Genomic DNA, 24,142 nt, shown 5'->3' with positions numbered 1-24,142 from the left:
GAAACGGACCCAATTTGTCGCCGGTGACTTAACGGAGAAAGTCCAGTTATACAATCCTCGGCTGCGGCACAATGTGACAGGTTATCCGATTAAAGATACCGTTTGATATGCCACCGGTCGTGGTACCAGAGCCATTGTTCGGGATATTCCCGCACCCAGCTTTCTACCTTGTCGTTGAGGATCTGTCCGGTGGCCTGGAGGTCGAGCTTGCCGGTCGCGTCGCGCGGCAATTCGATCTTCGGCTCGATCTCGAGCCGGAAACGATTGCCGGGCAGGCGGATGCAGCGGGCCGGATAAACTTCCGCATCGAACTGCCGTACCAGCTTCGCGAGCAGCGGGCTGGTCTGCACCGGCCTGCCGAAGAAGGTGGTCTTGAGGCCTTTCCGGAATTTCTGGTCCACCAGAACGCCGACACCGCCGCCGGTTTCGAGCTTGCGCGCCAACGCGAAGGACGAGCCGGCATGCGAAGGCACGAGCTGGCCCATGCGCGCGCTGCGGAAGGCGAAGACCTTGTCGGCGATATAGGGGTTGTTCGGCGGCCGGAACAGAACCGTCACTTCGAGGCCGAACGCATTGCCGGCGACCGGCAGCAGTTCGAAATTGCCCGTATGGGCAGTAAAGACGATGAACGGCCGCGGATTGTCGCGCAGGTCGGCGAAAATCGGAATGCCGGAAACTTCCACCCTGCCCGGCTTGTCCTGCTCCGGATCGAAATCGAACAATCTGTCGAGGAAGACGTATTCGGCGGCGAGCCTGCCCATGTGGCCCCAGCTCGCGACGGCGATCTCCTGCAGCTCCTCATCGGTCTTTTCCGGATAGGCGTTGCGCAGATTGACCAGCATCAGCTTGTGGCGGCCGAGCTTCGGCCCGATGCGGCGCGCCATCCGGTCGGCGAACCGGATGCCCGGATCCGCCGGAAAGATCTTCAGGAAATTGAGGAGCCCGAATGCACTCTGCGCCACCAGCCATTGCTGGAAGTGCAGGAGCGCAAGAGCGATCCGGGTAACGAACATCTTCACGAGGAACGCCTCAGTCCATCCGGAGCACGATCTTGCCGAACACCTGGCGGGTTTCCATCCGCTCCAGCGCCTTGTCGATCTCGTCGAAGGTGACTTCCGTGTCGATCACAGGATGAACGATGCCCTGCGCCATCTTCTGCATGGCATCCGCCATGTTCTCCATGCGACAGCCGAACGAACCGAGCAGCTTCAACTGCTGCTGGAAGAGCATCATCAGGTTCATGTCGGTCGAAACGCCGGAGGTCGAGCCGCAGGTGACGAGCCGGCCGCCGCGCTTCATGCACAGCATCGAGCCCGCCCAGGTGTCCTTGCCGACATGTTCGAAAACGACGTCGACGCCCTTCTTCTTGGTGAGCTTGCGCACCACGCCCTCGAAGCGATCGGTGCGGTAGTTGATGACGTGATCGGCACCAAGCGCCCTGGCGCGTTCGATCTTGTCGTCCGAGCCGACCGTGGTGATGACGGTGCAGCCGATCTTCTTGGCAAGCTGGATCGCCGCCGTGCCGATGCCGGAGCCGCCGGCGTGTACAAGGATGGTTTCGCCCGGCTGCAGTTTTGCATTGTCGAACAGCATGTGCTCGACGGTGCCGAAGGTGACCGGTGCGAGCGCTGCGGCAACCGCATCGACGCCCGGAGGTGCCGGCACCAGCAGGCGGGCCGGCAGGTTGGCCTTTTCCTGGGCAAAGCCGTCCAGATGGAAGCCGTGCACGCCGGAAACATGTTCGCAGAGATTGTCACGCTTTTCGCGGCAGGGCTTGCAGAGGCCGCAGGTGCGCGCGCCGTAGATCGACACGAGCTGGCCCGGCAACACGTTCGATACGCCCGGCCCAATCGCCTCGACCACACCGGAGGCTTCCGCCCCGATCGTCAGCGGCATCTTGCGCTTGGCGAATGCCATGCCGCGCCAGCCCCAGACGTCGATATGATTGAGCGCGACGGCCTTGACCCGCAGGGTGACCTCGCCCGGGCCCGGGGCTTCCGGCTCGGGAATGTCCACCGCTTCGAGCTTCCGGTCGTCGATCAGTTGCAGAGCGCGCATAACAGGTCTTCCTTCGCCCGGAGGCGTCCAATTCGTCAAACGTGATTGGCGACGGTCTCTAAGCCGGTTCCAGCGTCATGACAAGGCTGGCGTTCTGTCCGCCGAAACCGAATGAGTTGGAAAGCACGGCCTTCGGCTGCCCGTCCCGCTTCTTGTGCGGCACCACGTCGAGCATGATCGTCGGATCGGGATTGGTGTAGTTGATGGTCGGCGGCAGCGTGCCGGTCAGCATGGTCTGGATCGAGAACACGGCCTCCACCGCGCCTGCCGCCGTCAGCGTATGGCCGATCATCGACTTGTTGGAGGAAACCGGGATTTCCTTCAGCCGGTCGCCGAAGACGGCCAGCATCGCGCCATATTCCATCTTGTCGTTTTCGGGCGTCGACGTGCCATGCGCGTTGATGTAGCCGATGCCGCTTTCGTCCATGCCGGCATCCGCAAGCGCCGCATGGATCGTGGCGATGGCGGGGCCGCCATCCGGCGACGAGCGGGTGCGATGGAAATGGTCGGCCTTTTCGCCGCAGCCCTTCATGATGCCGAGCACCTTGGCGCCGCGGGCAATCGCCGATTCGAGCGATTCGAGCACCAGCGTCGCGGCACCTTCGGCGATGACGAAACCGTCGCGATCCTTGCTGAACGGCTTGGAGGCCTTTTCCGGCGGGTCGTTCTGGGTGGAGAGCGCCGAGAGCAGCGAAAAGCGGATCAGCGCTTCGGCGCTGACCGAGCCATCGGTCGCAACCACCAGCGAACGGTCGGTACGGCCCTGGCGGATCGCCTCGACGCCGAGCTGGATCGCGGTCACGCCCGAAGCACAGGCCGTCGAGAGGGTGACGGGCAGACCGCGCGTGCCGAACTTGTCGGCCAGGCGTTCCGAGATCGAGCCGAACTGCACGGCTTCGAGAAAGACGGGATCGGGACGTTCGCGCATCGCGGCGAGGAAGCGGTCATAGGCGTCGCCCTCGGCCTTCGACGGCGGGGCGCGGTCGGCAAGTGCGAAACGGTCGCTCCATTCCGGCTCGACGGGCGGGGCGGCGAGGAAAAGCGGTCCGTCGAAATCGCCGGAAAGGCCCGACTGGGCGAGTGCCTCGGTGGTCGTCTCGCGGGCAAATGCGAAGGAACGCTCAACGGAATTTTCGGCAGGCACGGCGATGAAATCGACCGTGCCGGCGATCCGGGTGGACAGGCCTTCGGTCGGGAAACGGGTGATCTTGTGGATGCCCGACGTGCCGGACGTCAGCGCCGCCCAGTTGTCGGCCAAGCCCTGGCCGAGCGAGGTGATGACACCCATGCCGGTGATCGCAATGATCGGGCGGCCGAGATGATCCTTGAAGCGGTTGTCGCTCATCAAAATCTCCTTTACGCGGCCGAGAGGACCGCAAGGCCCTCGCCGCGCGTATAACCGACCGTCGTCACCACCGCGTGTTTCGCAGGCGTCGCCATCGGCTGTTCGTTCCGGGCATCGAATGTGGGAACTTTTGCCGCACCATCCAAGGTCAGCGCCGCCAGCGCCAGGCCGAGCGGGAACTGCGCCTCCATGCCATGGCCGGTCACGCCGCCGAACCCGCGGATCGCGGCGCCGGAAAACTCCTTCTCCAGGACCGATTTTTCGCGCGCGGCGAGATCGACCATCCCGCTTGCGCCGGAAAACACGACCGTATCCGCCTTGGAGATATCCGAGGCATGGCCGGCAAGCCGGGTCAGGCGCTTTTCGAGCCTGCCGTCGTCGCGATTGCCGCGATCGCCCTCGATCGCATCGATGACCGCGTAGATATGCGCGCCTCGCGCTTCGGCATGGGCACGCGATTCGAGCACCAGGAATGCGCCGACCGTGCCCATGATCATGCCGCCGCCATTGTCGGCCGAACGGGACCAGAGCGGATGCCAGTCGCCGGTCGCATGCGCCCGGATACCCTCGACGAGAAGGATGATGTCGGCGCGCTCGGCGACGAAGGCACCACCGACCAGGCTATGGGTGGACTGGCCCGCCTTGATGCGGTGAAAGGCCGTCTCGACGGCGGAAATGCCGGCCGCCTCTTCGCCCATGAAGGTGCGCGACGAACCGGTGACCTTGTGAACGATCGAGATATTGCCGGCGACAAGATTGGAAAGCTGGGCCAGGAACAGGGTCGGACGAAGCTCGGTGGTCAGCTTCTCGTTGAGCAGCATTTCGCGGTCGTTGCGCTTCAGCGCCTCGTCGACGATCAGCGAATCGACCTTGATGTCGCGCTCGCCGCCGCCCGCAGCCACGATCATGTCCATGGAGGCGCAGGCTTCCGCGTCGGTCTTCAGGCCGGCATCGTCGAGTGCCAGGCCTGCGGAAAACACGCCGAGCCGCTGCCAGTTCTCCATCTGGCGCTGGTCGCCGCGCTTGGCGATCTGCGCCGACCAGTCGATTTCGGGCATCGGATGCACCGGATAGGGTGCAAAGCGGTCGGTTTCGACTTTCGGGGTTCCGGCCTCGGTGGACGACAGAAGCGCGATATGCGGCTCCTTGCCAACGCCCTGGCTGGTGACGATCCCGATACCGGTGATCACGACATCATTGTCAGACTTCATAATGTCCTCTTTAACTCAACCGGCTTGCATGGGTGAGTTCTTAAGCGCCTGCGGCGATCGCGTCCATCAGGCCGACTTCCTCGGCACGCTTGCGGACGATCGGGGCAAGCGGAATTTCGCTGAAGGGCATCGTGCGCAGCTTGAGCTGCGCGTCGCAGACCTTCTTGCCGGCGCTGGTGATCTTCGCCTTGGTCACCGCATAACCGGATCCCTCATGCTCCAGAAACGCCTCGATGTCGAGCACCGCGTCCGGCTCGACGAAGGTGCGCATCTTGGCGCCGTCGACCGACATCAGGAACGGCATGGCGGCGAAATCGGTGGCGGCGAGCACCATGAAACCGGAGGCCTGCGCCATGGTCTCGATCAGGAGCACACCCGGCACCAGCGGCATTCCGGGAAAATGGCCTTCGAAGACAGGGCTTTTGGAAGGCACGACCGATCGCGCCTTCAGCACCTTTGCCGTAAGGTCGACCGCTTCGACGCGGTCGATCATCTGGAAATATTCGAGCAGCATCGGATTGCCGGCCCGGGAAGATCAGCAATGATCAGCCCTTGGCCGCCTTCAGCTCGTCGATCTTGGCGCAGAGGTTCTTGAGGACGAAATATTCCTCGGTCGAAACCTTGCCCTCGTTCACTTCCTGGGTCCACTGTTCCAGCGGAATCTTGATGCCGAATTCCTTGTCGATGGCAAACACGATGTCCAGGAAGTCCAGGCTGTCGATGCCCAGGTCATCGATCGTGTGGCTTTCCGGCGTGATGGTCTCGCGATCGATTTCGCTGGTCTCAGCGATGATGTCGGCAACTTTGTCGAATGTAGCTGTCACGCCCATGTCCTCTGCAGAATATCAAAATCAAGGTTCCACATAGGGAAATCGATCACAAATGCCAATGGCCTCGTGTTCCGCCAGGAAAATTTGCACCGGAACTGTTGCCTAAACAGCAATCGGCCAGGTCCCGGCCCTACGCACCCGAAGCCCGGCTCTCGACCAGCGCGGCGCGAATGACCTCGATCACCTCGCCTGAACGGACATCGGTGCAGACCCACTGGCTCGGCTGGCCGTCCCAGGCCGAACCGACGAATTTGCGGCCGCTGTCGGGTGCCTGGATCGTCTGTCCGTCGGCAATGCCGCCGCAAACGACCCGCACCGGACCGCCGCGCAGCGCGAAGAGATCCGGCCGCACCAGATAGACGCAGGCCGTGCTGTCATGCACCGCCATGCCGGCGATGCCGACCCGGCTCTTGTAGAATTCGATGTAATATTGCGACAGGTCGGAGAGCAGCTGTACCGACTTTTCGCCGGACTTGGCCATGTCGGCCAGGTATTCCGCCGTCATGATGGTCTTCATCGTCACGTCGAGGCCGACGATGGTGACCTTCCAGGGCGTGGTGAAGATGATGTCGGCGGCCTCCGGATCGCCATGGATATTGGCTTCGGCGGCCGGCGTGACGTTGCCGTTCATGTCAAAGGCGCCGCCCATGACGATGACTTCCTTGACCAGACCGGCGAAGTCGGGATCGGCCTGCAGCGCCAGCGCCAGATTGGTCATCCGGCCGACGGCGATCAGCGTCACCTCGCCCGGATTGTCGCGCACGGTGTCGATGATGAACTGGTAGGCGGGACGCGGCTCGAGCGGCCAGTCGACCGTCTCGGGCACGCCGATATTGCCGAGGCCATCCAGGCCGTGCACGACGGAAGCGGCGCGATCGTCGGTGCGCAGCGGATCGATGGTCCGGTCGGCGCCTTTGGCGAGCGGCGCCGAAATTCCCCATTCCTTGTGCAGGAATTGCGCATTGCGGGTGGTCAGGTCGAGCGACACATTGCCGAAAACGGTGGTGACCCCGATCAGCTCGATCTCGGGATGCCGGTGCAGGAAGAGCAACGCCATTGCGTCGTCGACGCCCGGATCCGTGTCGAAAATCACCTTGTGCATATGCTTTTCCTCATTCGGCGGCTTCAAAGCCGGGCACAATAGCGCCAAACCGATGATGCGCAATCCCGGAAGCGACATGGCTGGGGTCCTGCCTCAGGCGGTTGCAGTCCTTGACGTTCGATGCGAGAAGCAGGCCGCGCCCGTCCGGGTGCGCTTCCGCTTACAGAGTCTCCTTCCCTTGACCGACCTCGCCTTCCAGTTCCTGTTCCTGCTGTTTCTTGCCGCCATATTCGCCGGTTTCGTCGATTCGATTGCCGGCGGCGGCGGGCTCATCACCATTCCCGTCATGCTGATTGCCGGCATTCCGCCGCTCGAATCGCTCGCCACCAACAAGCTGCAATCGCAGTTCGGCTCGGCATCCGCGACCATCGCCTATGCGCGGCGTGGTCATGTGAAGCTCAAAAGCCAGCTGCCGATGGCCGGGATGTCGCTGATCGGCGGTGCCGTGGGCGCCACCCTCGCCTCCCTCGTGCCGGCCGGCTGGCTTGCATCAGCGATCCCCTTCCTTCTGATCGCCATCGCGCTGTTCTTCGCCATCAAGCCCAATCTCAACGACACCGACAGTCACCAACGGGTGACGCCCTTCGTTTTCGGTGTCACGGTCGTGCCGTTCGTCGGGCTTTACGACGGCATATTCGGCCCGGGCGCCGGTTCGTTCTATATGCTGGGTTTCGTGCTTCTGGCGGGCTTCGGCATGCTGAAGGCGACCGCCCATACCAAGCTGATCAATCTCGGCTCGAACTTCGGTTCGTTCCTGGTCTTTGCGGCAACCGGTTCGGTGCTCTGGAAGATCGGTCTGATCATGGGCGTCGGCCAGTTCCTCGGGGCCCAGGTCGGCTCGCGGCTCGCCATGAAGAACGGCGCGAAACTGATCAAGCCGCTGCTGGTCATCTCGTGCCTGGCGCTTGCCGTGAAGCTGATCGCCGATCCGTCGCATCCGGTCCGCGTCTGGCTCGGCTTCTAGCCCTTCATCTTGAGAGGCAGGCCGGCGGCGATGAAAAACACCGCGTCGGCCGCCGCCGCGATCCGCTGATGCAGCCTGCCGGCATGGTCCCGGAATTCCCGCGCCATCCTGTTGTCGGGCACGATGCCGAGGCCGACCTCGTTGGAAACGAGAATGAGGTTCCCGGAGAGATTTTCGAACTGCCTCAGCAGCGTGGCGCCCGCTGCGTCGATATCGCGCTCGTCCATCATCAGGTTGGTGACCCACAGCGTCAGGCAATCGACGAGGACGACCTTGCCCGGCGCATCGATTTCGGTCAGCCGTTCCGCAAGCTCGAGCGGCACTTCGTGTGTGGTCCAGCCGTCTCCCCGATCGGCGCGGTGGCGGGCGATACGCTCCCGCATCTCGTCGTCATAGGCACGGCCGGTGGCGAGATAATGCCGTTCCAGGCCGCTCTCTGTCGCAAGCCTTTCCGAAAAGCCGGACTTGCCCGAGCGGGCGCCGCCGAGGACGAGGGTAACGTGACCGGTGCGTGTCATGGAGAAATGGCCTGAACCAGAGGGGACCGGACGATTCGTAGATAAGGAGGCGTCCGGCCCTGTTGGTGATGATGTCTCTGGTCAAGCATTACCGGGAAATGGTGCAGCTAGAAAGTGCCGCTGTCAACCGGCCCCGGCCTGCAGTACCAGACCTCGTCGACAAGGGCAGCCTCGGCTGACCCGGCCCGGGTCAGCCGATTTCGGCCACAAATCCACGTGATTGCCAAAGGACCTGCGGCCCCGGAGATGACAATCATGAATTCGACGACAATCGGAAAACGAAGCGTCCGCGGGCCAACAAAACAAGGCCCGCCATTGGACAGCGAGGGCAACCGGTACGCACTACCTGATCCGGCGCCAGGCGCGAGCTAACCGCCCGCCTGAAAAGCAATAACGCGACATTCTTACCGGATGGTTAGTGAACTCCGTAAGTTACGCATTTTTCTGCCTTTCCCCACGGCTCCCGATAAATACGCATTGGAAAAGCGGCCCAATCACCGAAAGCCAGCCGGCGAGCGAGGAGAAAACGCTCGACGTTCGGATCGCGAAGTTCCGGCAGAAAATCAGGGGCCTGCTGGAATGGCACAGCCCTGCCTCAAATGCGCCGGGTGGTGCGTGTTGATTTCCCGTAGGGAAACCATACGGTGATCCGAGCTGACATATAAATGCGCAGTATCTGTGAAAAGCTGTCACCATCGGTCGACGCCGTCGCTCTCAGTCGAAGTCAGTCCAGAAAGGAAAAGACCGGGTCTCAAGATGAAAAAAAACCTCGCCTCCATGGTCTTCGCCGGCGGTCTTTATGCCTTCGCGGGTTCTGCCTATGCCGATTGCGGTTCCATCTCGATCGCCGAGATGAATTGGGCTTCGGCCGGCATCGCAGCCAATCTCGACAAGATCATCCTTGAACAGGGTTTAGGCTGCACGGTCGAACTCGTTGCAGGCGACACGCTTCCGACCTTCACCTCGATGAACGAAAGGGGGCAGCCGGACCTTGCGCCGGAATTCTGGATCAATTCCGTCCGCACCTCGCTCGACAAGGCCGTTGCCGAAGGTCGCCTGGTGCTCGGTGCCGAAATCCTGTCCGACGGGGCCGTCGAAGGCTGGTGGATCCCGAAATTCCTCGCCGACGCGCATCCTGACATCAAGACGGTTCCGCAGGCGCTTACCCATCCGGACCTTTTCCCGGGTCTGCAGAAATCGGCCAGGGGCGCGGTCTACAACTGCCCGTCCGGCTGGAGCTGTCAGGTTTCGACCGCGAATCTCTTCAGGGCTCTCGGTGCAGAAGAGAAGAATTTCGACCTGATCGACACCGGCACGGCCGCGGGCCTCGATGGTTCGATCGCCGCCGCCTTCGAGAAGAAGACCGGCTGGCTCGGTTATTACTGGGCGCCCACCGCCTTTCTCGGCAAATACGAGATGGTGAAACTCTCCTTCGGAGTGCCGCATGACAGGGCCGATTGGGACGCCTGTACCGCCGTGCCCAATTGTCCTAACCCGAAGGTGAATTCCTATCCGACCTCGCAGGCCTTTACGCTGGCGACCAAGCAGTTTGCGCAGAAGGCCGAGGTGGCGATGGATTATATCAAGCGACGCAAATGGACCAACGCGACGGCCAACAGCGTGCTCGCCTGGCAGGAGGCGAACAAGAGCACCAATGAGGCGGCCGCCAGACATTTCCTGAAAACCAGTCCGGACATCTGGACCAAGTGGGTTGCGCCTGATGTCGCCGACAAGGTCAAGGCGTCGCTCTGAGCGAGCCGTCCGGACCGGCGTTGCTGGAGCCGCCGGCGTCGCGAAAAGGCGCGCGGCCGCAAGTTGAAATCACATAAAGACTTCTTTATATGATCTTTCTCAATTGCAGGGAGCGCCGCCATGCCGACCGCCAACGCACTGACCGAACTTCTGGCCGAAAGAGGCGTGCTTCTGGCCGACGGCGCCACCGGCACCAATCTTTTCGCCATGGGTCTGGAAGCCGGCGAAGCGCCGGAATTGTGGAACGAGGCAGCACCTGAGAAGATCGAAAAGCTGCATCAGGATTTCGTCGATGCGGGCGCCGACATCATCCTCACCAATTCTTTCGGCGGCACGCGCCAGCGGCTGAAGCTGCACAAGGCGGAAGGCCGGGTGCACGAGCTCAACAGGCTTGCCGCGGCAATCGCCCGCAAGGTTGCCGACCGGGCTGGCAGGAAGGTCATCGTCGCGGGTTCTGTCGGCCCGACCGGCGAATTGCTGGTGCCGCTCGGCGCCATGACCTACGAGGACGCGGTCGCGGCCTTCGCGGAACAGATCGAGGGCCTGAAAGCCGGCGGCGCCGACGTCGCCTGGATCGAGACCATGTCCGCGCCGGAGGAAATCCGCGCAGCGGCCGAAGCCGCCGTCAGGGTCGGCTTGCCCTACACTTACACGGGTTCCTTCGACACCGCCGGCAGGACGATGATGGGCCTCGATCCCAAACAGATTCACGGCGTCGCGAGCGACGTCGGCGAAGGTCCGGTCGCGGTCGGCGCCAATTGCGGCGTCGGCGCATCCGATATCCTCTCCAGCCTGCTCGACATGACGGCGGCCGATCCCGATGCGGTCACCATCGTCAAGGGCAATTGCGGCATTCCCGAATTTCGCGGCTCAGAGATCTTCTATTCCGGTACGCCGCCGCTGATGGCCGAATATGCGAGGCTTGCCCGCGACGCCGGAGCGAGAATCATCGGCGGATGCTGCGGCACCTCCTGCGAGCACCTCGCCGCCATGCGCGCCGCGCTCGACGGTTATACACCTCGTCCGAGACCGACGATCGAGGAAATCGTCGACAAGATCGGCCCGCTGCGCAATAAGACCGCCAGCGAATCGGGCGGAGATTCCGGCCGGGAAAGACGTCGCCGCCGCGGCTGACGCACGAGGCTGAAGGACAAAGACATGGCAAACATATCCCCGATCGGCAGCCGGGAAACGGTGGCTGAAAGTCTTTCGAGTTTTTCGGCCGAGAACCAGTCCTGGCTGACGCTGCTGATGGAAAATCCGACCTCCGACGATCTGCTGCTCGACGGTCTGCACCTTTATCTCGACCAAGCCTCCGAGGCGAAATTCCTCAATTCGCTGAAACTGCAGAAATGCGGCGAATGGATCGGCAATACGGCCCCTGCCCGGCTGCAGATCCGGCTGATGGAAGCGGCGAAATCGAGCCAGCATCCGGCCTACGCCGCCTTCCGCAACGGATTGACCCGCTCCGGCGGACTGGAGCGGGCCTACCCGAAGGCCTGATTTACCGGCGGTCGAGCGTTTCGGCGAGCCGCACCAGATCGAGGAACCCGCCGCGATATCCGAATGCGTCCTCGCCGCGGGCATTGCGCGCCATGTCGAGGATCAGGCGGTAGGGATAGGCGTCGAGCGCATCGGTGCCGCGCAGTTTCTGCCCGAAGGCGGCCACAGCCGTGGCGAAGCGGACATCCTGGGGGGCCGAGGAAAAATCCCGCACAGCATTCATCTCGGTGACCGGCGTGGTGATCAGCTTGCTGGCATCGCCATCCGGCTGCTTGTAGCGGATTTTGACGAAGGCCATTTCATCGGAGACCGCAACCGGCGCGGCAGGCGCTGCCGGGCCGTAACGCAGCGGGTCGTTGAGCGCCGATGGGCTGCCCTTCGGCGTCACCTCGTAGATTGCCGTCACCGCATGGCCAGAGCCGATATCGCCCGCATCCACCTTGTCATTGTTGAAATCCTCGCGTTTCAACGCCCGGGTCTCGTAGCCGACGAGGCGGTATTCGGAGATCTGCTGCGGATTGAACTCGACCTGGATTTTGACGTCCTTGGCGATCGGGAAGAGTGTCGAACCGGCCTCCTCGACCAGCGCCTTCTGCGCCTCGGCAAGCGTGTCGATATAGGCGGCGGTGCCATTGCCGTTCTGGGCCAGCGTCTGCATCAGGCCGTCGTTGAGATTGCCCTCGCCGAAGCCCAGCACCGACAGGAAGATGCCGTCCTTGCGTCGCTGCTCGATGATGCGCTTCAACTCCTCGTCGCTGGACGCGCCGACGTTGAAGTCGCCGTCGGTCGCCAGCATCACCCGGTTGACGCCGCCTTGGATGAAGGCCTGGCGCGCCAGCCGATAGGCCGCATCGATGCCTTCGGCGCCGGCCGTCGAACCGCCCGGCCTCAGATTGTCGATCGCCGCGAGGATCTTGTCGCGTTCGCGGGCAGACGTCGGCTCCAGCACCGTCCCGGCATTGCCGGCATAGGTGACGATCGAAACCTTGTCTTCCGGCTTCAGCTTGCCGACCAGCAGGCGGAAGGCGCTTTTCAGGAGCGGCAGCTTGTCCGGTGCGTTCATCGAGCCCGAGACGTCGATCAGGAAGACGAGATTGGCGGCGGGCTGCGCTGCCGGCGCGGTCTCGAAACCCTTGATCGCCACATGCATCAGCCGCGTGCCGGTATTCCACGGTGTCGGCGTGACGGTGACTGTGGTGCGGAACGGTTCGGCGGCCGTCTGCGGCCGCGGCCAGTCGTAGGGGAAATAGTTGATCATCTCCTCGACGCGCACGCTGTCGGGATCGGGCAGCCGCCCTTCCATCAGCGAACGGCGGACGATGGCATAGGATGCCGTGTCGACATCGACGGAGAAGGTCGAGACCGGATCGGCAGCAACGCTTTTGACCGGATTGGTGTCCGCATTGGCGAAACGGTCGCGGCTTTGTTCGAGCGGCGGCAGGATTTCGCGCTCGGCGGGCGCGTAACGCGGGGCTGCGGCCAATGGCATGGCGCGTTCGGCCATGGCCGGCGGTGCCGGCGCAGGCATCGGCGCCGTGGCTCTCAACGCAGCAGGCCCCGTGCTCCGCTGGGCTGCGCCGCTGGCCTCCTGCTTCTTCAGCAGACGGGCGATATCCGCCTCGCTGAAATCGCCTTGCTTCAAGGATGGAGCCGGCTGCGCGGCGGCATCGCTCTTTCGATCCGCGTCCTGCTGGCGCGATTCGGCCGGCCGGGCGACCGACGGCATTTGCACCTTTTCCGTTCCGGGTTTCGGCGCGTCGATGACTTGCGGCAGGGCGACCTGCCCCGAACTCGGCAGGCTGCCGCGGGTGATTTCGAAGGTGAGCAGGGCAGCCGTCGGGATGATCAGAAGAGTGGCGAGCGCCGAGCCGGCGAGATAGCGGTGTTGGGTGACCATGCGGGTGCTCCAGATCCGGTTGAGAACAGAGCTTTGACGCGGCCGCCAGGAATTTCCTTTGCTGCGCGCCGCATTTTTTTCCGTTTCGTCGAAGGCCTGCATGGCGGCGGCAAGCGCACGGGCGCGCGCCGTACTGGAAGCGCGGGGCGCCGGGGCCAAGTTGCCGAGTTGGTCGAATTCGTCCGTCATGGTCAGACCGCCTCCTTCTTCAGAAGGTCCTTCAATCGTTTGCGCGCCTCGTGCAGATGCCAGGAGACCGTGTTTTCACTGCAGTCGAGAATTCCCGCTGCAGCCGCATGGGACAGGCCCTCGCTGTGAACCAGCAGAACCGCATCACGCTGTTTTTCCGGCAGACGTCGCACCGCCGCCCACAGCCAGTCGCCGCGCTCGTCTTCCTCCGGCGAAACATGGGCGAAAAAGATCGGATCGTTGGCGATCCGGTCCTGATCGCGCCGCCGTCGCGAGGATTGGCGCTGATGGTCGCGCACCGCATTCAGCGTCATCGTATAAAGCCAGGTGCGGAATGCCGACTGCCCCTTGAAGCTGCGGATCGCCTTGGCGAGGCGAATGCAGACCTCCTGGGCGATGTCTTCCGCATCGCTCTGCGTGCCGCACCAGCGCCAGGCGACCGCATGGATGAAATCGTAATGCATCTCGACGAGCGCTGAGAACGCGTTCCGATCGCCCTGGCATGCCTTATCGAGGATTTCCGCGCTCACTTGATCGCCCGCTTTTCCGCCGTTCAGAGCTTAGACGTTTCGCGCGGAAATTCCTTGGGGTATCCCGGAAAAAAATTTTGAGCTCACCGCATCAGCGCTTCCATGTGAAACCGTAGCTGCTCCGCCGGGTAGCGATATCTGGCGCCGACCGGACAGGCATTTCGGGCCGCACAGCCCGAAACCATGCATGTCGCCATGCCCGCATCGCTCGCAAGATAGGTGCGACATCGGGGAATATCGAAACCCGACAGGCCGACAGCGTCGACGGGACAGGCCGACAGGCAAGGTTTCCCGACGCAGCCGTCGCAAGGATGCTCGGCTTCCTTAAACGCCTTTTCGATCGCAAATTGAAAACCGAGAGCGCCGCGATACCCATGCCAGAGCCCGAATTGCGGATGGATGAGGATGCCGAGCGGCGAGGGCTTCAGGCCTTCGGCCCTCATCGCCCATTGCTGGAACGGCTGCCAGGGAGGATCGGAGGGGAAATAGGCCATCGCAGCGAGACGCTCGGCGAGCGGCCCGACAAAGGCCTTCGACCATCTATCGAGGGGATCGGGGCCGTCATGATCTTTCCGCCATTGCGTGAAAGCCGGCCAGATCGAGCCGCCGGCATTGCCGAGCAGCACGACGGATTTGGCAGTGGAGCCGTCGCCCAGCAACGGCCCCTCGCCCGCTCCGAAATTCACCACGCCGCGGATCAGGATACCCTGTGGTTCGAGCGCTGCGGCAATCTCTGCCAGAACGGCTGATGCGCCCTTCACCGCGGCCCCTGGTATCGGTAGTGCGGCCGCCAGACCCCTTCCTGGATGAAATCGGCGACCAGCCTGGCGCCGCCTTGCTCCCTGGCGGCATCGGGCTCTCTTCAGGTGAAGGCGTCGGGCATCGAATCCTTGCGGTCCTTGATGAAGGCGAGCAGCGCCTCGTCGATCGCCGGGTCGAGCGGCGGCGCTTCGTAACTGTCGAGCCAGGAGCGGCAGAGCGCATTGGCGCGCTGCTCGATCCGCTTCTCGCCCTCGATCTCCCACTGCTCGAACGAGTTGTTGTCCATCAGCGCCGAACGATAGAACGCCGTCTGGAAATGTGCCTGGGTGTGCGCGCAGCCGAGATAATGGCTGCCCGGGCCGACCTCGCGGATGGCGTCGAGCGCCTGGCCTTCTTCGGAAAGATCGACGCCCTGCGCCATCTTCTGCATCATGCCGAGCTGGTCCTGGTCGATCATGAACTTCTCATAGGACGACACCAGGCCGCCTTCCAGCCAGCCCGCCGCATGCAGCACGAAATTGGTGCCGGCGAGCAATGTCGTGTTCAGCGTGTTGGCCGATTCGTGCGCCGCCTGCGCATCCGGCACTTTCGAGCCGCAAAGCGAACCGCCGGTGCGGAACGGCAGGCCGAGACGCCGGGCGAGCTGGGCCGCTCCGTAAGAGACCAGTGACGGTTCCGGCGTGCCGAAAGTGGGCGCGCCCGACTGCATCGAGATCGATGCCGCGAACGTGCCGAACAGGACCGGCGAACCCTTGCGGATCAGCTGGGTCAGCGCCGCGCCGGCCAGCACTTCGGCCAGGATCTGCGTCAGCGTGCCCGTCACCGTCACCGGGCTCATGGCGCCGGACAGGATGAAGGGTGAAACGACGGAAGCCTGATTATGCCGCGCATAGACTTTCAGCGCGCCCAGCATGGTTCCGTCGAACACCATCGGCGAATTGGCGTTGATGAGGTTCAGCGTGACGCAATTGTTCTCGACAAACTCGTCGCCGAACACCAGTTTCGCCATCGCGATCGTGTCCTCGGCGCGCTCCGGCGCCGTGACGGAACCCATGAACGGCTTGTCGGAATATTTGATATGGCTGTAGACCATGTCGAGATGCCGCTTGTTGACCGGCACGTCGACCGGTTCGCAGACCGTGCCGCCCGACGAATGCATCGACGGCGCCATATAGGCGAGCTTCACGAAATTGCGGAAATCCTCGATCGTCGCATAACGGCGCTTGCCGTCGAGATCGCGCACGAAGGGAGGGCCGTAGACCGGCGCAAACACCGTCGCCTTGCCGCCGATCTGGACGTTGCGTTCCGGATTGCGCGCATGCCAGGTGAATTCGCTCGGCGCGGTCTTGAGAAGCTCGCGGCAGAGGCCCTTCGGGAAATGCACCCGATGGCCCTGGACATCCGCGCCGGCCTTGGCCCAGAGATCGAGCGCTTCGTCGTCGTCGCGGAATTCGATGCCGATCTCTTCCAGGATGAGATCGGCGTTGCGTTCGATGAGAGCCAGGCCCTCTTCGTCCAGCACTTCGTAAACCCCGATTTTACGGGTGATGTAAGGCAGGGACGGGCCGGGGCCGCTGCCGGCCCGCGCCGCACGGCGGCCTGCCGCTCCCCGCTCGCCGCGGCCGCGTCTCGCGCCACCGCCTGCCGGTTCCGTCTCTGGGGTCAAATCGTCCATGTGCTTCCTCGCCTCCGCTTTGACAAGCGCCTCAAGCTTTTGATGAGCCATGCTAGGCCCAAGCGCAAGCCGAGCCCCGCCTTTCTGCGTCACGGGTTTGTACAGGACAGACATTCTCGCCGCGAACCTGCGTCGTTTTTCCGACGCGCCGCTGTCGCATACGAAAGAAATTGCCAAGCGAAATAAAGGTACAGATAGTCAAGACGGTCAGCGTCTGATTTGCCGGCTCGAACAGCCGGCCCCTCGAACGAAGGGAAGCATTGCATGTCCGACGACGAAATCATCCTGGCGGAACTTTCCGACGAAGAACTCGTGCAGCAGATGCACGACGATCTTTACGACGGCTTGAAGGAGGAGATCGAGGAGGCGACCAATATCCTGCTTTCACGCGGCTGGACGCCTTACGACGTGCTCACCCAGGCGCTGGTCGAAGGCATGCGCATCGTCGGCATCGATTTCCGCGACGGCATCCTGTTCGTTCCGGAAGTGCTGCTGTCGGCCAATGCGATGAAGGCCGGGATGACCATCCTGCGGCCCCTGCTGGCCGAGACCGGTGCCCCGAAGCTCGGCAAGATGGTGATCGGCACGGTCAAGGGCGACATCCACGACATCGGCAAGAACCTGGTCGGCATGATGATGGAAGGTGCGGGCTTCGACGTCGTCGATCTCGGCATCAACAACCCGGTCGAGAACTACCTCGACGCGATCGAGCGGGAGCAGCCGGATATTCTGGGAATGTCGGCGCTTCTGACCACGACCATGCCCTACATGAAGGTGGTCATCGATACGCTGAAGGAAAAGGGCATGCGCGACGACTATATCGTGCTGGTCGGCGGCGCTCCCCTCAATGAGGAATTCGGCAAGGCGGTCGGCGCCGATGCCTATTGCCGCGATGCGGCGGTCGCGGTCGAAACGGCAAAGGAATATATCCGCCGCAAGCACAACAGCCTCGCCGCCGGCGCCTGAGGCACCGGACGGCTTGCTGACGGCGACCTCTTAGCGCGCGGCGCGATCGACCCGGCGGCCAGCATCCTGCGTGGCGTTGACGGTGTTGGCCGCATCCTTGCCCATGCCGCGGATGGTATTGCCGCAGGAGGCGAGTGAAACCATCGTCGCGAGAAGTGCTGCGATCACCGTGACTGTCTTGGCCGTCATGATAGAATACTCCGATGAAAAGAGATGAGATCGTGGCGGAAATGGAATTTCCGGCAAAGGAACGTTCAACTCGCGAAAAAGTTCACGTGATCGCGTGCGGAGCGATCGCGCGCGAAATTCTCGCCGTTTCTAGGCAGCAGGGCCTCGGTCATATCGACCTCAACTGTCTTCCGGCGATCTGGCACGCCTATCCGCAGAAGATCGTCCCGGGGCTCGAAAAGGCCGTCGCCGAGGCGCGGAAAGCCGGCTTCGAAAAGATCTTTTTCGCCTATGCCGATTGCGGAACCGGCGGCGATATCGACAGGCTCTGCGCACGCGAGGGCATCGCCCGCATCGAAGGCCCGCACTGTTATTCCTTCTTCGCCGGCAATGATGCTTTTGCAGCAAAAGCGGACGAAGACCTGTTCTCCTTTTTCCTGACCGACTTCCTCGCCCGCCAGTTCGAGGCCTTCGTTATCGAACCGCTCGGCCTCGACCGCCATCCGCAGCTGAAGGACATGTATTTCGGCAATTATCGAAAGCTCGTCTATCTCAGCCAGGAGGAGGACGAGGCGCTTCAGGACAAGGCGCGCGCGGCGGCCGGCTATCTCGGCCTGGAATACGAATATCGCTTCACCGGATATGGCGACCTCACGCAGGCGTTACGCTCGGTTTAACCGTTTCTTCGGTCCTTCGGCTAAAGAGTGCGGCCCTTACGCTGGTGCGGAGGGGACGATGCAGGACCGGAATTCTCGGATCGTGGTGATGACGTCAGGCGGGGTGAACCCGCAGGTGATGATCAATGCGCTGGCAAAACATTTTCCCGATCTGCATGTCATCGAGGAGCAGCCGGAATCGAAGGGCACGCTGCTGAAACGCCGCGCCCGGCGGTTCGGCTGGCTCACCGCGCTTGGCCAGCTCGCGACGATGATCGCCTCGAGGCTGACCAAGAGCGTTGCGGCAAGGCGCTCCGCCGACATCATCCGCGACTACGGCCATTCCGCCGAGCCGAACCCGGCGATCCCCGTCACGCATGTGCCATCGCTCAACGATCCGGCCTGTCACGCAGCGGTGACAAGCCTGAAACCGGCAGCGATCTTCACCATATCCTGCCGCATCCTCTCGCCTGCGACGCTTGCCGCGATCCCCTGCCCCGTTATCAATTTCCATGCCGGCATCAACCCCATGTATCGCGGCCAGATGGGCGGCTACTGGTCGCGCGTCGAAGGCGACGAGAAGAATTTTGGCGCGACCGTGCATCTGGTCGACAAGGGCATCGATACCGGCGGGACGCTTTACGAGAACCGCGTGACGCCGGCGCGCGCCGATACGCTCGCCACCTATCCGCTGCTGATGACCGCGTCTTCCGTCGACATCAGCGTTCGCGCGCTGCGTGACGCCATCGACGGCACCCTCAGACCGTACCAGCCGCAAGGTCTCTCCGCTCTCCGCTTCCCGCCGCCGGTCTGGACCTGGGTCTACCACGGGCTGACCCGAAACATCTGGTAGGCGCATCTGGTAAGGCCCTCCGGCATCCACGTCGTAATTGGCTGTGTGCGACGTCGTGGCAAGCGCAGTCTTGCCCGCCGCGCCCGTGCATGCTGCGTTCAACACGGAGGAGTTCATGGCCGATCGCATCGTCGTCTTCTGGCGGGATATTCCAGCGCAGGTGATCATCAAGAAGGGCCGCCAGACCGCCAAGCGGGAACTGTCGCTGCGCTTCACCGAGGCGATCGACATGTGCGCGATGCGCACCGGCGCCGCTGAGACTGACGACTATCTCGCCGAATGGCGCAAGGCCGACCCGATGCCCGTTTCCGACGATCTCGAAGCCGAGGCCGACAGGGCGGCTGCCGAGCTCGAAGCAGCCTATGACCGGGAAAAACTCGTCGCGCTGGTCAAGGCCGGCGGCCGCGAGACCGCCTGACGTTCAGACAACCACATCGTTTGGCGCCGCGTCGCGCGCCTGGAGGAAGACATGACCCGCACCATCGTCGCATCCGCAACCCGGGAGATCGTGATCGGCTTCGACCAGCCCTTCTGCGTGATCGGCGAACGCATCAACCCGACGGGCCGCAAGAAGCTCGCCGCGGAGATGATCGAGGGTAATTTCGATACGGTCATCAAGGATGCGCTGGAACAGGTGGCCGCAGGCGCCACCATGCTCGACGTCAATGCCGGCGTCACCTCGGTCAATCCCAACGAGACCGAGCCGGGCCTGCTCGTGCAGACGCTCGAAATCGTCCAGGGCCTCGTCGACGTGCCGCTGTCGATCGACAGTTCCGTGACCGCGGCGATCGAGGCGGCGCTGAAGGTCGCCAAGGGCCGGCCGCTCGTCAACTCGGTCACCGGGGAAGAGGAAAAGCTCGAGGCGATCCTTCCGCTGTGCAAGAAATACGACGTGCCCGTCGTGGCGATCTCCAACGACGAGACCGGCATTTCGATGGATCCCGACGTGCGTTTCGCAGTCGCCAGGAAGATCGTCGAGCGCGCCGCCGATTACGGCATCAAGCCGCATGACATCGTCGTCGATCCGCTGGTCATGCCGATCGGCGCGCTCGGCAGTGCCGGCCTGCAGGTCTTTGCGTTGCTGCGGCGGCTGCGCGAGGAACTGAAGGTCAATACGACCTGCGGGCTTTCCAACATCTCCTTCGGCCTGCCGCACCGCCACGGCATCAATGCCGGCTTCATCCCGATGGTGATCGGTGCCGGCATGACATCGGCGATCATGAACCCCTGCCGCCCGCAGGAAATGGAAGCGGTACGCGCCGCCAACGTCCTGAACGGCACCGACCAGAACTGCGGCAACTGGATCATGACCTATCGCGACCACAAGCCGGCCGAAGGCGGTGTGGTCGCGGCGGCGGCACCTTCGGCGGCGGGCGGCCGTCGGGGTGGCCGGGCGGCACGGGCTGGCGCCGGAGCGCGGATGGAGTAGATGCCCTGTCTCACGAACAGCCGAGAGGAGCTTTGACGATGGACATCGTGAGCGGCAGCGCGCCGGCCGACTTTTATTGGTCTGGAATACCATTCGGGAAAAGCGCCCGCACATCGGATGCCTTATATGTCCTGGATCCGCAGCTTTCGCTGAATAATCTGGATTCTTTGAAGAATTTGGTTCTTTGCGACAGAAATTGGCGTGTATTCTCCGTGAGGCTGCTTTCTTCGGCGACTGATTTTTCGATTTCGTCGAGTTGCCGGTCCAGCTCGTCTTTCGGAGCGCTTTTGAGGCGTTTTTGCTTGTTTATGATGCCGTGGGATTCCTCCACACGCAACTTGGCGTACTTGAGATTCAGCTCGAGGCGAGCCTTCTCGACTGACAGATGCGACCGAATACACCCGACCAGTTCATCGGGCGTAAGAACAGGCGCCAAGCCGTCAGAAAATTCACTCGGTACACCGAACGGCAGAAGGTCCTTCGACACGGAAAACCGGTCCGTGTTTAGCTCGCTTGAAAGTACTGCCATGAGAAACAGAGAGCCGAGCAAAGATTCACTCCAAAATTGCTGAAACGCCGATCATTTGCGCAAAACGTTAGTACACATGAAGGCCCCATGAAAGATCCCCTCGTCCTCTTCATGCCGTCGGGCAAGCGCGGCCGGTTTCCGGCCGGCACGCCGGTGCTCGATGCCGCGCGCCAGTTGGGCGTCTATGTCGAGAGCGTCTGTGGCGGACGGGCGACCTGCGGGCGCTGCCAGGTTTCGGTGCAGGAAGGCAATTTCGCCAAGCACGGCATCACCTCGTCCGATGATCACCTCTCGCCGCTCGGCCCGAAGGAAGAGCGGTACGATCGCGTGCGCGGGCTTCCAGAAGGCCGCCGTCTCTCCTGCTCCGCGCAGATCCTCGGCGATCTCGTCATCGACGTGCCGCAGGATACGGTGATCAATGCGCAGGTGGTCCGCAAGGCGGCCGACGAACGGGTCTTCGACCGCAATCCGGCGATCCGCATGTGTTATGTCGAGGTCGAAGAGCCCGACATGGAAAAGCCGCTCGGCGATCTCGACCGGCTGAAGGCGGCACTTGCGGCCGACTGGCATTTCGACGATCTCGACGTCGATTTCCATCTGGTCTCCAAAATCCAGCAGATCCTGCGCAAGGGCGAATGGAAGGTCACCGCGGCGATCCACAAGGACCGCGAGAACGACCGTGCCCGGCTTGTCGCGCTCTATCCGGGCCTCAAGAACGAGGCCTATGGCATCGCCTGCGATATCGGCTCGACCACGATCGCCATGCATCTCTCCTCGCTGCTGTCGGGCCGTACCGTGGCGTCTGCCGGCACGTCGAACCCGCAGATCCGCTTCGGCGAGGATCTGATGAGCCGGGTCTCCTATGTGATGATGAACCCGGATGGCCGCGAGGCGATGACATTGGCCGTGCGCGAGGCCCTGAACGGCCTGATCGACAAGGTCTGCAGCGAAGGCGGCGTGTCGCGGACCGATATTCTCGACAGCGTCTTCGTCGGCAATCCGATCATGCACCACCTCTTCCTCGGCATCGACCCGACGGAACTCGGCGGAGCCCCGTTTGCGCTTGCCGTTTCCGGCGCCGTGCAGGTCAAATCCACCGAGATCGGCCTGTCGATGAATGAAGGCACCCGCACCTATCTCCTGCCCTGCATTGCCGGCCATGTCGGCGCGGATGCGGCCGCGGCGACGCTGTCGGAAGGACCGCACCGGCAGGACGAGATGATGCTGCTGGTCGATATCGGCACCAATGCGGAAATCGTGCTCGGCAATTCGACACGCGTCGTTGCCGCCTCTTCGCCAACCGGTCCCGCCTTCGAGGGTGCTGAAATCTCCTCCGGCCAGCGCGCCGCGCCCGGCGCCATCGAGCGTATCCGCATTGATGCGACAACGCTCGAACCGCGGTTCCGGGTGATCGGCGTCGAGCCCTGGTCCGACGAGCCGGGCTTCGCGGAGGCGGCGGCAACAACGGGCATTACCGGCATCTGCGGCTCCGCCATCATCGAAGTGATCGCCGAAATGTATCTCGCCGGATTGATCTCCGAGGACGGCGTCGTGGATGGCGCCATGGCAGAGCGTTCACCGCGCGTCCTGCAGAACGGCCGGACCTTCTCTTATCTCGTCCATGACGGCGAGCAGCGCATCACCGTGACCCAGAACGACGTGCGCGCCATCCAGCTCGCCAAGGCGGCGCTCTATGCCGGCGTGAAACTGTTGATGGACAAGCAGGGTATCGACCATGTCGATCGGATCGGGCTCGCCGGCGCCTTCGGCACGTTCATCGATCCCAAATATGCGATGGTGCTGGGCCTTATCCCGGATTGCGACCTTGCCCGCGTCAAATCGGTCGGAAACGCCGCCGGCACAGGCGCACGCATGTGCCTCCTCAATCGCAGCTATCGCCGCGAAATCGAGGAAACCGTCAGCAGGATCGAGAAGATCGAGACGGCCTTGGAGCCAAAATTCCAGGAGCATTTCGTCCATGCCATGGCGCTGCCGAACAAGGTCGATCCCTTCCCGCACCTGGCATCGGTCGTGGCGCTGCCGGAACGCAAGGCGCTGGCCGAAGCTTCGGGGGATGGCGGCCGCAGACGTCGCCGCGGCCGCGAGTAACCTCAGGCCGCAGCGGCGACCATGGAGCCGAACGCCTCGCGGATGCTCTCTGCCACGGCCTTGCCGGGTACGGAAAGCTGCGGGGCGGTCAACAGCCGGATATCGAAGTTGATCAATTCCGGCAGGCCTTCCTTCGCGCCGAGTATCTGCATGTCATCGGTGACGTAAGAGCGCGGGAAAGGAGCGATCGCGAGGTCGGACAAGACCGCGGCGCGCTGCGCCATCGTGTGGGCGCTCGCATAGGCGATGCGATAGGTCCGCTTGTGTTTCTCGAGTTGGGCGATGGCATCCTGGCGCCAGACGCAGCCATCCTCCCAGACCGAAATCGGCAGCGGATCGCGCAGATAGGCGGTTCCGCATTTCGCACCGGCCCAGACCAGTCGCTCCGTATGGATCATCTCGCCCGCCGTCGCGAAAGGCCGGGTGGCGCAGTTGATCAACGCGAGATCCAGCCGCTGCTCGTCCATGCGCTTCCTGAGCGCCAGGCTCATATCGACGGTGACATCGACCATGATGCCCGGAAAGCTCTCACCGAAATCTTTCAGCACCTTCGGCAGAAGACGTTCGGCGATATCGTCCGGCGCGCCGAGCCGGACCACGCCGGAGAGTTCCGGCATGACGAAACGTGACACCGCCTCGTTGGAGAGCGCCAGCATGCGCCGCGCATAGGAAAGCAGCATTTCGCCATGCTGCGTCAGCGATACCGAGCGGGCATCGCGCAGGAAAAGCGTCGTCTTCAACTGCTCTTCCAGTTTCTTGATCTGCATCGAGACGGCCGAAGGAGTACGCAGAACCGCGTCGGCGGCGGTCGAGAAGTTGCCGGTCTCGGCAATCGCCACGAACGTGCGCAATACATCATTATCGAGCAGCGGAAGCGGCGGGCGGAATGGAGCGGTCATGTCAGCCTCTATCAATAATTCTGAACTTAAACACCATATCATTTCGTTTGATTGAATGTCAAAGGGGGCGCATAGTCAAAAGCATCGGAAGCAAGCGCCCATACCAAACAGAATTTCATGGGACGCATAAATTCTATCCGATTGATTGATGGATTGACAGCGTTCATCGTCCCGGCTGGGCGCATGTTCCGTCAAAC

At 62.8% G+C, this 24,142-nt stretch carries 25 protein-coding genes; 10 read left to right on the top strand and 15 right to left on the bottom strand.

Translation table 11 applies throughout. From position 1 onward, the window contains the following. Positions 1 to 89: 89 nt before the first annotated feature. From J2X76_RS18650 to J2X76_RS18620, 7 genes are all read right to left on the bottom strand, one after another. Positions 90 to 1,019 carry a lipid A biosynthesis lauroyl acyltransferase gene (locus J2X76_RS18650; protein WP_113129189.1) on the bottom strand — a complete coding sequence of 310 codons (930 nt, stop codon included), beginning with the start codon at positions 1,017 to 1,019 and terminating at the stop codon, positions 90 to 92. A gap of 10 nt (positions 1,020 to 1,029) precedes the next feature. Next, positions 1,030 to 2,058, bottom strand: a complete 1,029-nt coding sequence (locus J2X76_RS18645) for a zinc-binding dehydrogenase (protein WP_113129188.1) — start codon at positions 2,056 to 2,058, stop codon at positions 1,030 to 1,032. 58 nt (positions 2,059 to 2,116) lie between these two features. Continuing rightward, positions 2,117 to 3,403 (bottom strand): beta-ketoacyl-ACP synthase, encoded by a 1,287-nt coding sequence (locus J2X76_RS18640; protein ID WP_113129187.1) that lies wholly within the window; start codon positions 3,401 to 3,403, stop codon positions 2,117 to 2,119. Positions 3,404 to 3,414: 11 nt separating this feature from the next. After that, entirely contained in the window at positions 3,415 to 4,614 is a 1,200-nt protein-coding gene (locus tag J2X76_RS18635) for a beta-ketoacyl-ACP synthase (RefSeq protein WP_310218760.1), read from the bottom strand. Positions 4,615 to 4,654: 40 nt separating this feature from the next. Beyond that, entirely contained in the window at positions 4,655 to 5,128 is a 474-nt protein-coding gene (locus tag J2X76_RS18630; protein WP_113129185.1) for a 3-hydroxyacyl-ACP dehydratase FabZ family protein, read from the bottom strand. Between the two features lie 31 nt (positions 5,129 to 5,159). After that, positions 5,160 to 5,444, bottom strand: coding sequence for an acyl carrier protein (locus J2X76_RS18625; RefSeq protein ID WP_092662234.1), 285 nt, complete (start codon positions 5,442 to 5,444; stop codon positions 5,160 to 5,162). A gap of 130 nt (positions 5,445 to 5,574) precedes the next feature. Then, positions 5,575 to 6,546, bottom strand: coding sequence for a nucleoside hydrolase (locus J2X76_RS18620; RefSeq protein ID WP_310218757.1), 972 nt, complete (start codon positions 6,544 to 6,546; stop codon positions 5,575 to 5,577). A gap of 178 nt (positions 6,547 to 6,724) precedes the next feature. On the opposite strand from J2X76_RS18620, the gene J2X76_RS18615 reads away from it, so the two are divergent. After that, entirely contained in the window at positions 6,725 to 7,510 is a 786-nt protein-coding gene (locus tag J2X76_RS18615; protein ID WP_310218756.1) for a TSUP family transporter, read from the top strand. Here J2X76_RS18615 and cobU read toward each other — a convergent pair. After that, positions 7,507 to 8,028 carry a bifunctional adenosylcobinamide kinase/adenosylcobinamide-phosphate guanylyltransferase gene (gene cobU, locus J2X76_RS18610; RefSeq protein ID WP_113284850.1) on the bottom strand — a complete coding sequence of 174 codons (522 nt, stop codon included), beginning with the start codon at positions 8,026 to 8,028 and terminating at the stop codon, positions 7,507 to 7,509. The genes J2X76_RS18615 and cobU overlap by 4 nt on opposite strands. A gap of 756 nt (positions 8,029 to 8,784) precedes the next feature. Here cobU and J2X76_RS18605 point away from each other — a divergent pair. The 3 genes from J2X76_RS18605 (at position 8,785) to J2X76_RS18595 (ending at position 11,283) form a co-directional block, all read left to right on the top strand. Further along, on the top strand, positions 8,785 to 9,780 hold the full coding sequence (locus J2X76_RS18605; protein ID WP_310218754.1) for an ABC transporter substrate-binding protein: 996 nt from the start codon (positions 8,785 to 8,787) through the stop codon (positions 9,778 to 9,780). Between the two features lie 120 nt (positions 9,781 to 9,900). Beyond that, positions 9,901 to 10,914 (top strand): betaine--homocysteine S-methyltransferase, encoded by a 1,014-nt coding sequence (gene bmt, locus J2X76_RS18600; protein WP_113129181.1) that lies wholly within the window; start codon positions 9,901 to 9,903, stop codon positions 10,912 to 10,914. 24 nt (positions 10,915 to 10,938) lie between these two features. Next, complete coding sequence (locus J2X76_RS18595; protein ID WP_113129180.1) at positions 10,939 to 11,283, top strand: hypothetical protein; 345 nt, start codon at positions 10,939 to 10,941, stop codon at positions 11,281 to 11,283. Position 11,284: 1 nt separating this feature from the next. Here J2X76_RS18595 and J2X76_RS18590 read toward each other — a convergent pair whose 3' ends face one another. The 4 genes from J2X76_RS18590 to J2X76_RS18575 form a co-directional block, all read right to left on the bottom strand. Further along, on the bottom strand, positions 11,285 to 13,375 hold the full coding sequence (locus J2X76_RS18590; RefSeq protein WP_310218895.1) for a VWA domain-containing protein: 2,091 nt from the start codon (positions 13,373 to 13,375) through the stop codon (positions 11,285 to 11,287). Beyond that, complete coding sequence (locus tag J2X76_RS18585) at positions 13,372 to 13,833, bottom strand: RNA polymerase sigma factor (protein WP_405030065.1); 462 nt, start codon at positions 13,831 to 13,833, stop codon at positions 13,372 to 13,374. Before J2X76_RS18585 ends, J2X76_RS18590 begins: the two co-directional genes overlap by 4 nt. A gap of 149 nt (positions 13,834 to 13,982) precedes the next feature. Further along, positions 13,983 to 14,660 carry a ferredoxin gene (locus tag J2X76_RS18580; protein ID WP_310218752.1) on the bottom strand — a complete coding sequence of 226 codons (678 nt, stop codon included), beginning with the start codon at positions 14,658 to 14,660 and terminating at the stop codon, positions 13,983 to 13,985. Positions 14,661 to 14,761: 101 nt separating this feature from the next. After that, entirely contained in the window at positions 14,762 to 16,336 is a 1,575-nt protein-coding gene (locus J2X76_RS18575) for a trimethylamine methyltransferase family protein (protein ID WP_113284845.1), read from the bottom strand. A gap of 264 nt (positions 16,337 to 16,600) precedes the next feature. Between J2X76_RS18575 and J2X76_RS18570 the strand changes: the two genes are divergently transcribed. Further along, on the top strand, positions 16,601 to 17,302 hold the full coding sequence (locus tag J2X76_RS18570; RefSeq protein ID WP_113129175.1) for a B12-binding domain-containing protein: 702 nt from the start codon (positions 16,601 to 16,603) through the stop codon (positions 17,300 to 17,302). A 30-nt stretch (positions 17,303 to 17,332) separates the two neighbouring features. On the opposite strand, the gene J2X76_RS18565 is transcribed toward J2X76_RS18570, so the two are convergent. After that, positions 17,333 to 17,491, bottom strand: a complete 159-nt coding sequence (locus J2X76_RS18565; RefSeq protein WP_113129174.1) for an entericidin — start codon at positions 17,489 to 17,491, stop codon at positions 17,333 to 17,335. 14 nt (positions 17,492 to 17,505) lie between these two features. Between J2X76_RS18565 and J2X76_RS18560 the strand changes: the two genes are divergently transcribed. The 4 genes from J2X76_RS18560 (at position 17,506) to J2X76_RS18545 (ending at position 20,408) form a co-directional block, all read left to right on the top strand. Further along, positions 17,506 to 18,147 carry a DUF1638 domain-containing protein gene (locus tag J2X76_RS18560; protein WP_310218750.1) on the top strand — a complete coding sequence of 214 codons (642 nt, stop codon included), beginning with the start codon at positions 17,506 to 17,508 and terminating at the stop codon, positions 18,145 to 18,147. Positions 18,148 to 18,205: 58 nt separating this feature from the next. Beyond that, the gene (locus tag J2X76_RS18555; RefSeq protein WP_113129172.1) at positions 18,206 to 18,979 is read left to right on the top strand and encodes a formyl transferase; all 774 of its coding nucleotides are present in this window, start codon (positions 18,206 to 18,208) and stop codon (positions 18,977 to 18,979) included. Positions 18,980 to 19,094: 115 nt separating this feature from the next. Continuing rightward, a complete protein-coding gene (locus J2X76_RS18550; RefSeq protein WP_113284843.1) occupies positions 19,095 to 19,397 on the top strand; it encodes a virulence factor in 303 nt (100 codons plus the stop codon). A 51-nt stretch (positions 19,398 to 19,448) separates the two neighbouring features. Next, positions 19,449 to 20,408, top strand: coding sequence for a methyltetrahydrofolate cobalamin methyltransferase (locus J2X76_RS18545; protein ID WP_113129170.1), 960 nt, complete (start codon positions 19,449 to 19,451; stop codon positions 20,406 to 20,408). A 73-nt stretch (positions 20,409 to 20,481) separates the two neighbouring features. Here J2X76_RS18545 and J2X76_RS18540 read toward each other — a convergent pair whose 3' ends face one another. Then, the gene (locus J2X76_RS18540) at positions 20,482 to 20,895 is read right to left on the bottom strand and encodes a hypothetical protein (protein WP_310218748.1); all 414 of its coding nucleotides are present in this window, start codon (positions 20,893 to 20,895) and stop codon (positions 20,482 to 20,484) included. Positions 20,896 to 21,024: 129 nt separating this feature from the next. On the opposite strand from J2X76_RS18540, the gene J2X76_RS18535 reads away from it, so the two are divergent. Next, on the top strand, positions 21,025 to 23,046 hold the full coding sequence (locus tag J2X76_RS18535; protein WP_310218747.1) for an ASKHA domain-containing protein: 2,022 nt from the start codon (positions 21,025 to 21,027) through the stop codon (positions 23,044 to 23,046). 2 nt (positions 23,047 to 23,048) lie between these two features. Here the strand turns inward: J2X76_RS18535 and J2X76_RS18530 are convergent, their stop codons facing one another. Beyond that, positions 23,049 to 23,945, bottom strand: coding sequence for a LysR family transcriptional regulator (locus tag J2X76_RS18530; protein WP_113129168.1), 897 nt, complete (start codon positions 23,943 to 23,945; stop codon positions 23,049 to 23,051). Positions 23,946 to 24,142 lie beyond the last annotated feature (197 nt).

This window comes from Neorhizobium sp. 2083, from assembly GCF_031455615.1.
Taxonomy (GTDB): domain Bacteria; phylum Pseudomonadota; class Alphaproteobacteria; order Rhizobiales; family Rhizobiaceae; genus Neorhizobium.
The sequence above is the reverse complement of the archived record's forward strand: the minus strand, read 5'-3'. Positions and strand labels throughout refer to the sequence as shown.

Coding starts and splice junctions, on each gene's coding strand:
- J2X76_RS18640 (WP_113129187.1), bottom strand. CDS start 3,403: ATGAGCGACAACCGCTTCAAGGATCATCTCGGCCGCCCGATCATTGCG.
- J2X76_RS18545 (WP_113129170.1), top strand. CDS start 19,449: ATGACCCGCACCATCGTCGCATCCGCAACCCGGGAGATCGTGATCGGC.
- J2X76_RS18630 (WP_113129185.1), bottom strand. CDS start 5,128: ATGCTGCTCGAATATTTCCAGATGATCGACCGCGTCGAAGCGGTCGAC.
- J2X76_RS18550 (WP_113284843.1), top strand. CDS start 19,095: ATGGCCGATCGCATCGTCGTCTTCTGGCGGGATATTCCAGCGCAGGTG.
- J2X76_RS18605 (WP_310218754.1), top strand. CDS start 8,785: ATGAAAAAAAACCTCGCCTCCATGGTCTTCGCCGGCGGTCTTTATGCC.
- J2X76_RS18570 (WP_113129175.1), top strand. CDS start 16,601: ATGTCCGACGACGAAATCATCCTGGCGGAACTTTCCGACGAAGAACTC.
- J2X76_RS18585 (WP_405030065.1), bottom strand. CDS start 13,833: ATGCATTACGATTTCATCCATGCGGTCGCCTGGCGCTGGTGCGGCACG.
- J2X76_RS18635 (WP_310218760.1), bottom strand. CDS start 4,614: ATGAAGTCTGACAATGATGTCGTGATCACCGGTATCGGGATCGTCACC.
- cobU (WP_113284850.1), bottom strand. CDS start 8,028: ATGACACGCACCGGTCACGTTACCCTCGTCCTCGGCGGCGCCCGCTCG.
- J2X76_RS18620 (WP_310218757.1), bottom strand. CDS start 6,546: ATGCACAAGGTGATTTTCGACACGGATCCGGGCGTCGACGACGCAATG.
- J2X76_RS18530 (WP_113129168.1), bottom strand. CDS start 23,945: ATGACCGCTCCATTCCGCCCGCCGCTTCCGCTGCTCGATAATGATGTA.
- J2X76_RS18535 (WP_310218747.1), top strand. CDS start 21,025: ATGAAAGATCCCCTCGTCCTCTTCATGCCGTCGGGCAAGCGCGGCCGG.
- J2X76_RS18575 (WP_113284845.1), bottom strand. CDS start 16,336: ATGGACGATTTGACCCCAGAGACGGAACCGGCAGGCGGTGGCGCGAGA.
- J2X76_RS18555 (WP_113129172.1), top strand. CDS start 18,206: ATGCAGGACCGGAATTCTCGGATCGTGGTGATGACGTCAGGCGGGGTG.
- J2X76_RS18595 (WP_113129180.1), top strand. CDS start 10,939: ATGGCAAACATATCCCCGATCGGCAGCCGGGAAACGGTGGCTGAAAGT.
- J2X76_RS18560 (WP_310218750.1), top strand. CDS start 17,506: ATGAAAAGAGATGAGATCGTGGCGGAAATGGAATTTCCGGCAAAGGAA.
- J2X76_RS18645 (WP_113129188.1), bottom strand. CDS start 2,058: ATGCGCGCTCTGCAACTGATCGACGACCGGAAGCTCGAAGCGGTGGAC.
- J2X76_RS18625 (WP_092662234.1), bottom strand. CDS start 5,444: ATGGGCGTGACAGCTACATTCGACAAAGTTGCCGACATCATCGCTGAG.
- J2X76_RS18565 (WP_113129174.1), bottom strand. CDS start 17,491: ATGACGGCCAAGACAGTCACGGTGATCGCAGCACTTCTCGCGACGATG.
- bmt (WP_113129181.1), top strand. CDS start 9,901: ATGCCGACCGCCAACGCACTGACCGAACTTCTGGCCGAAAGAGGCGTG.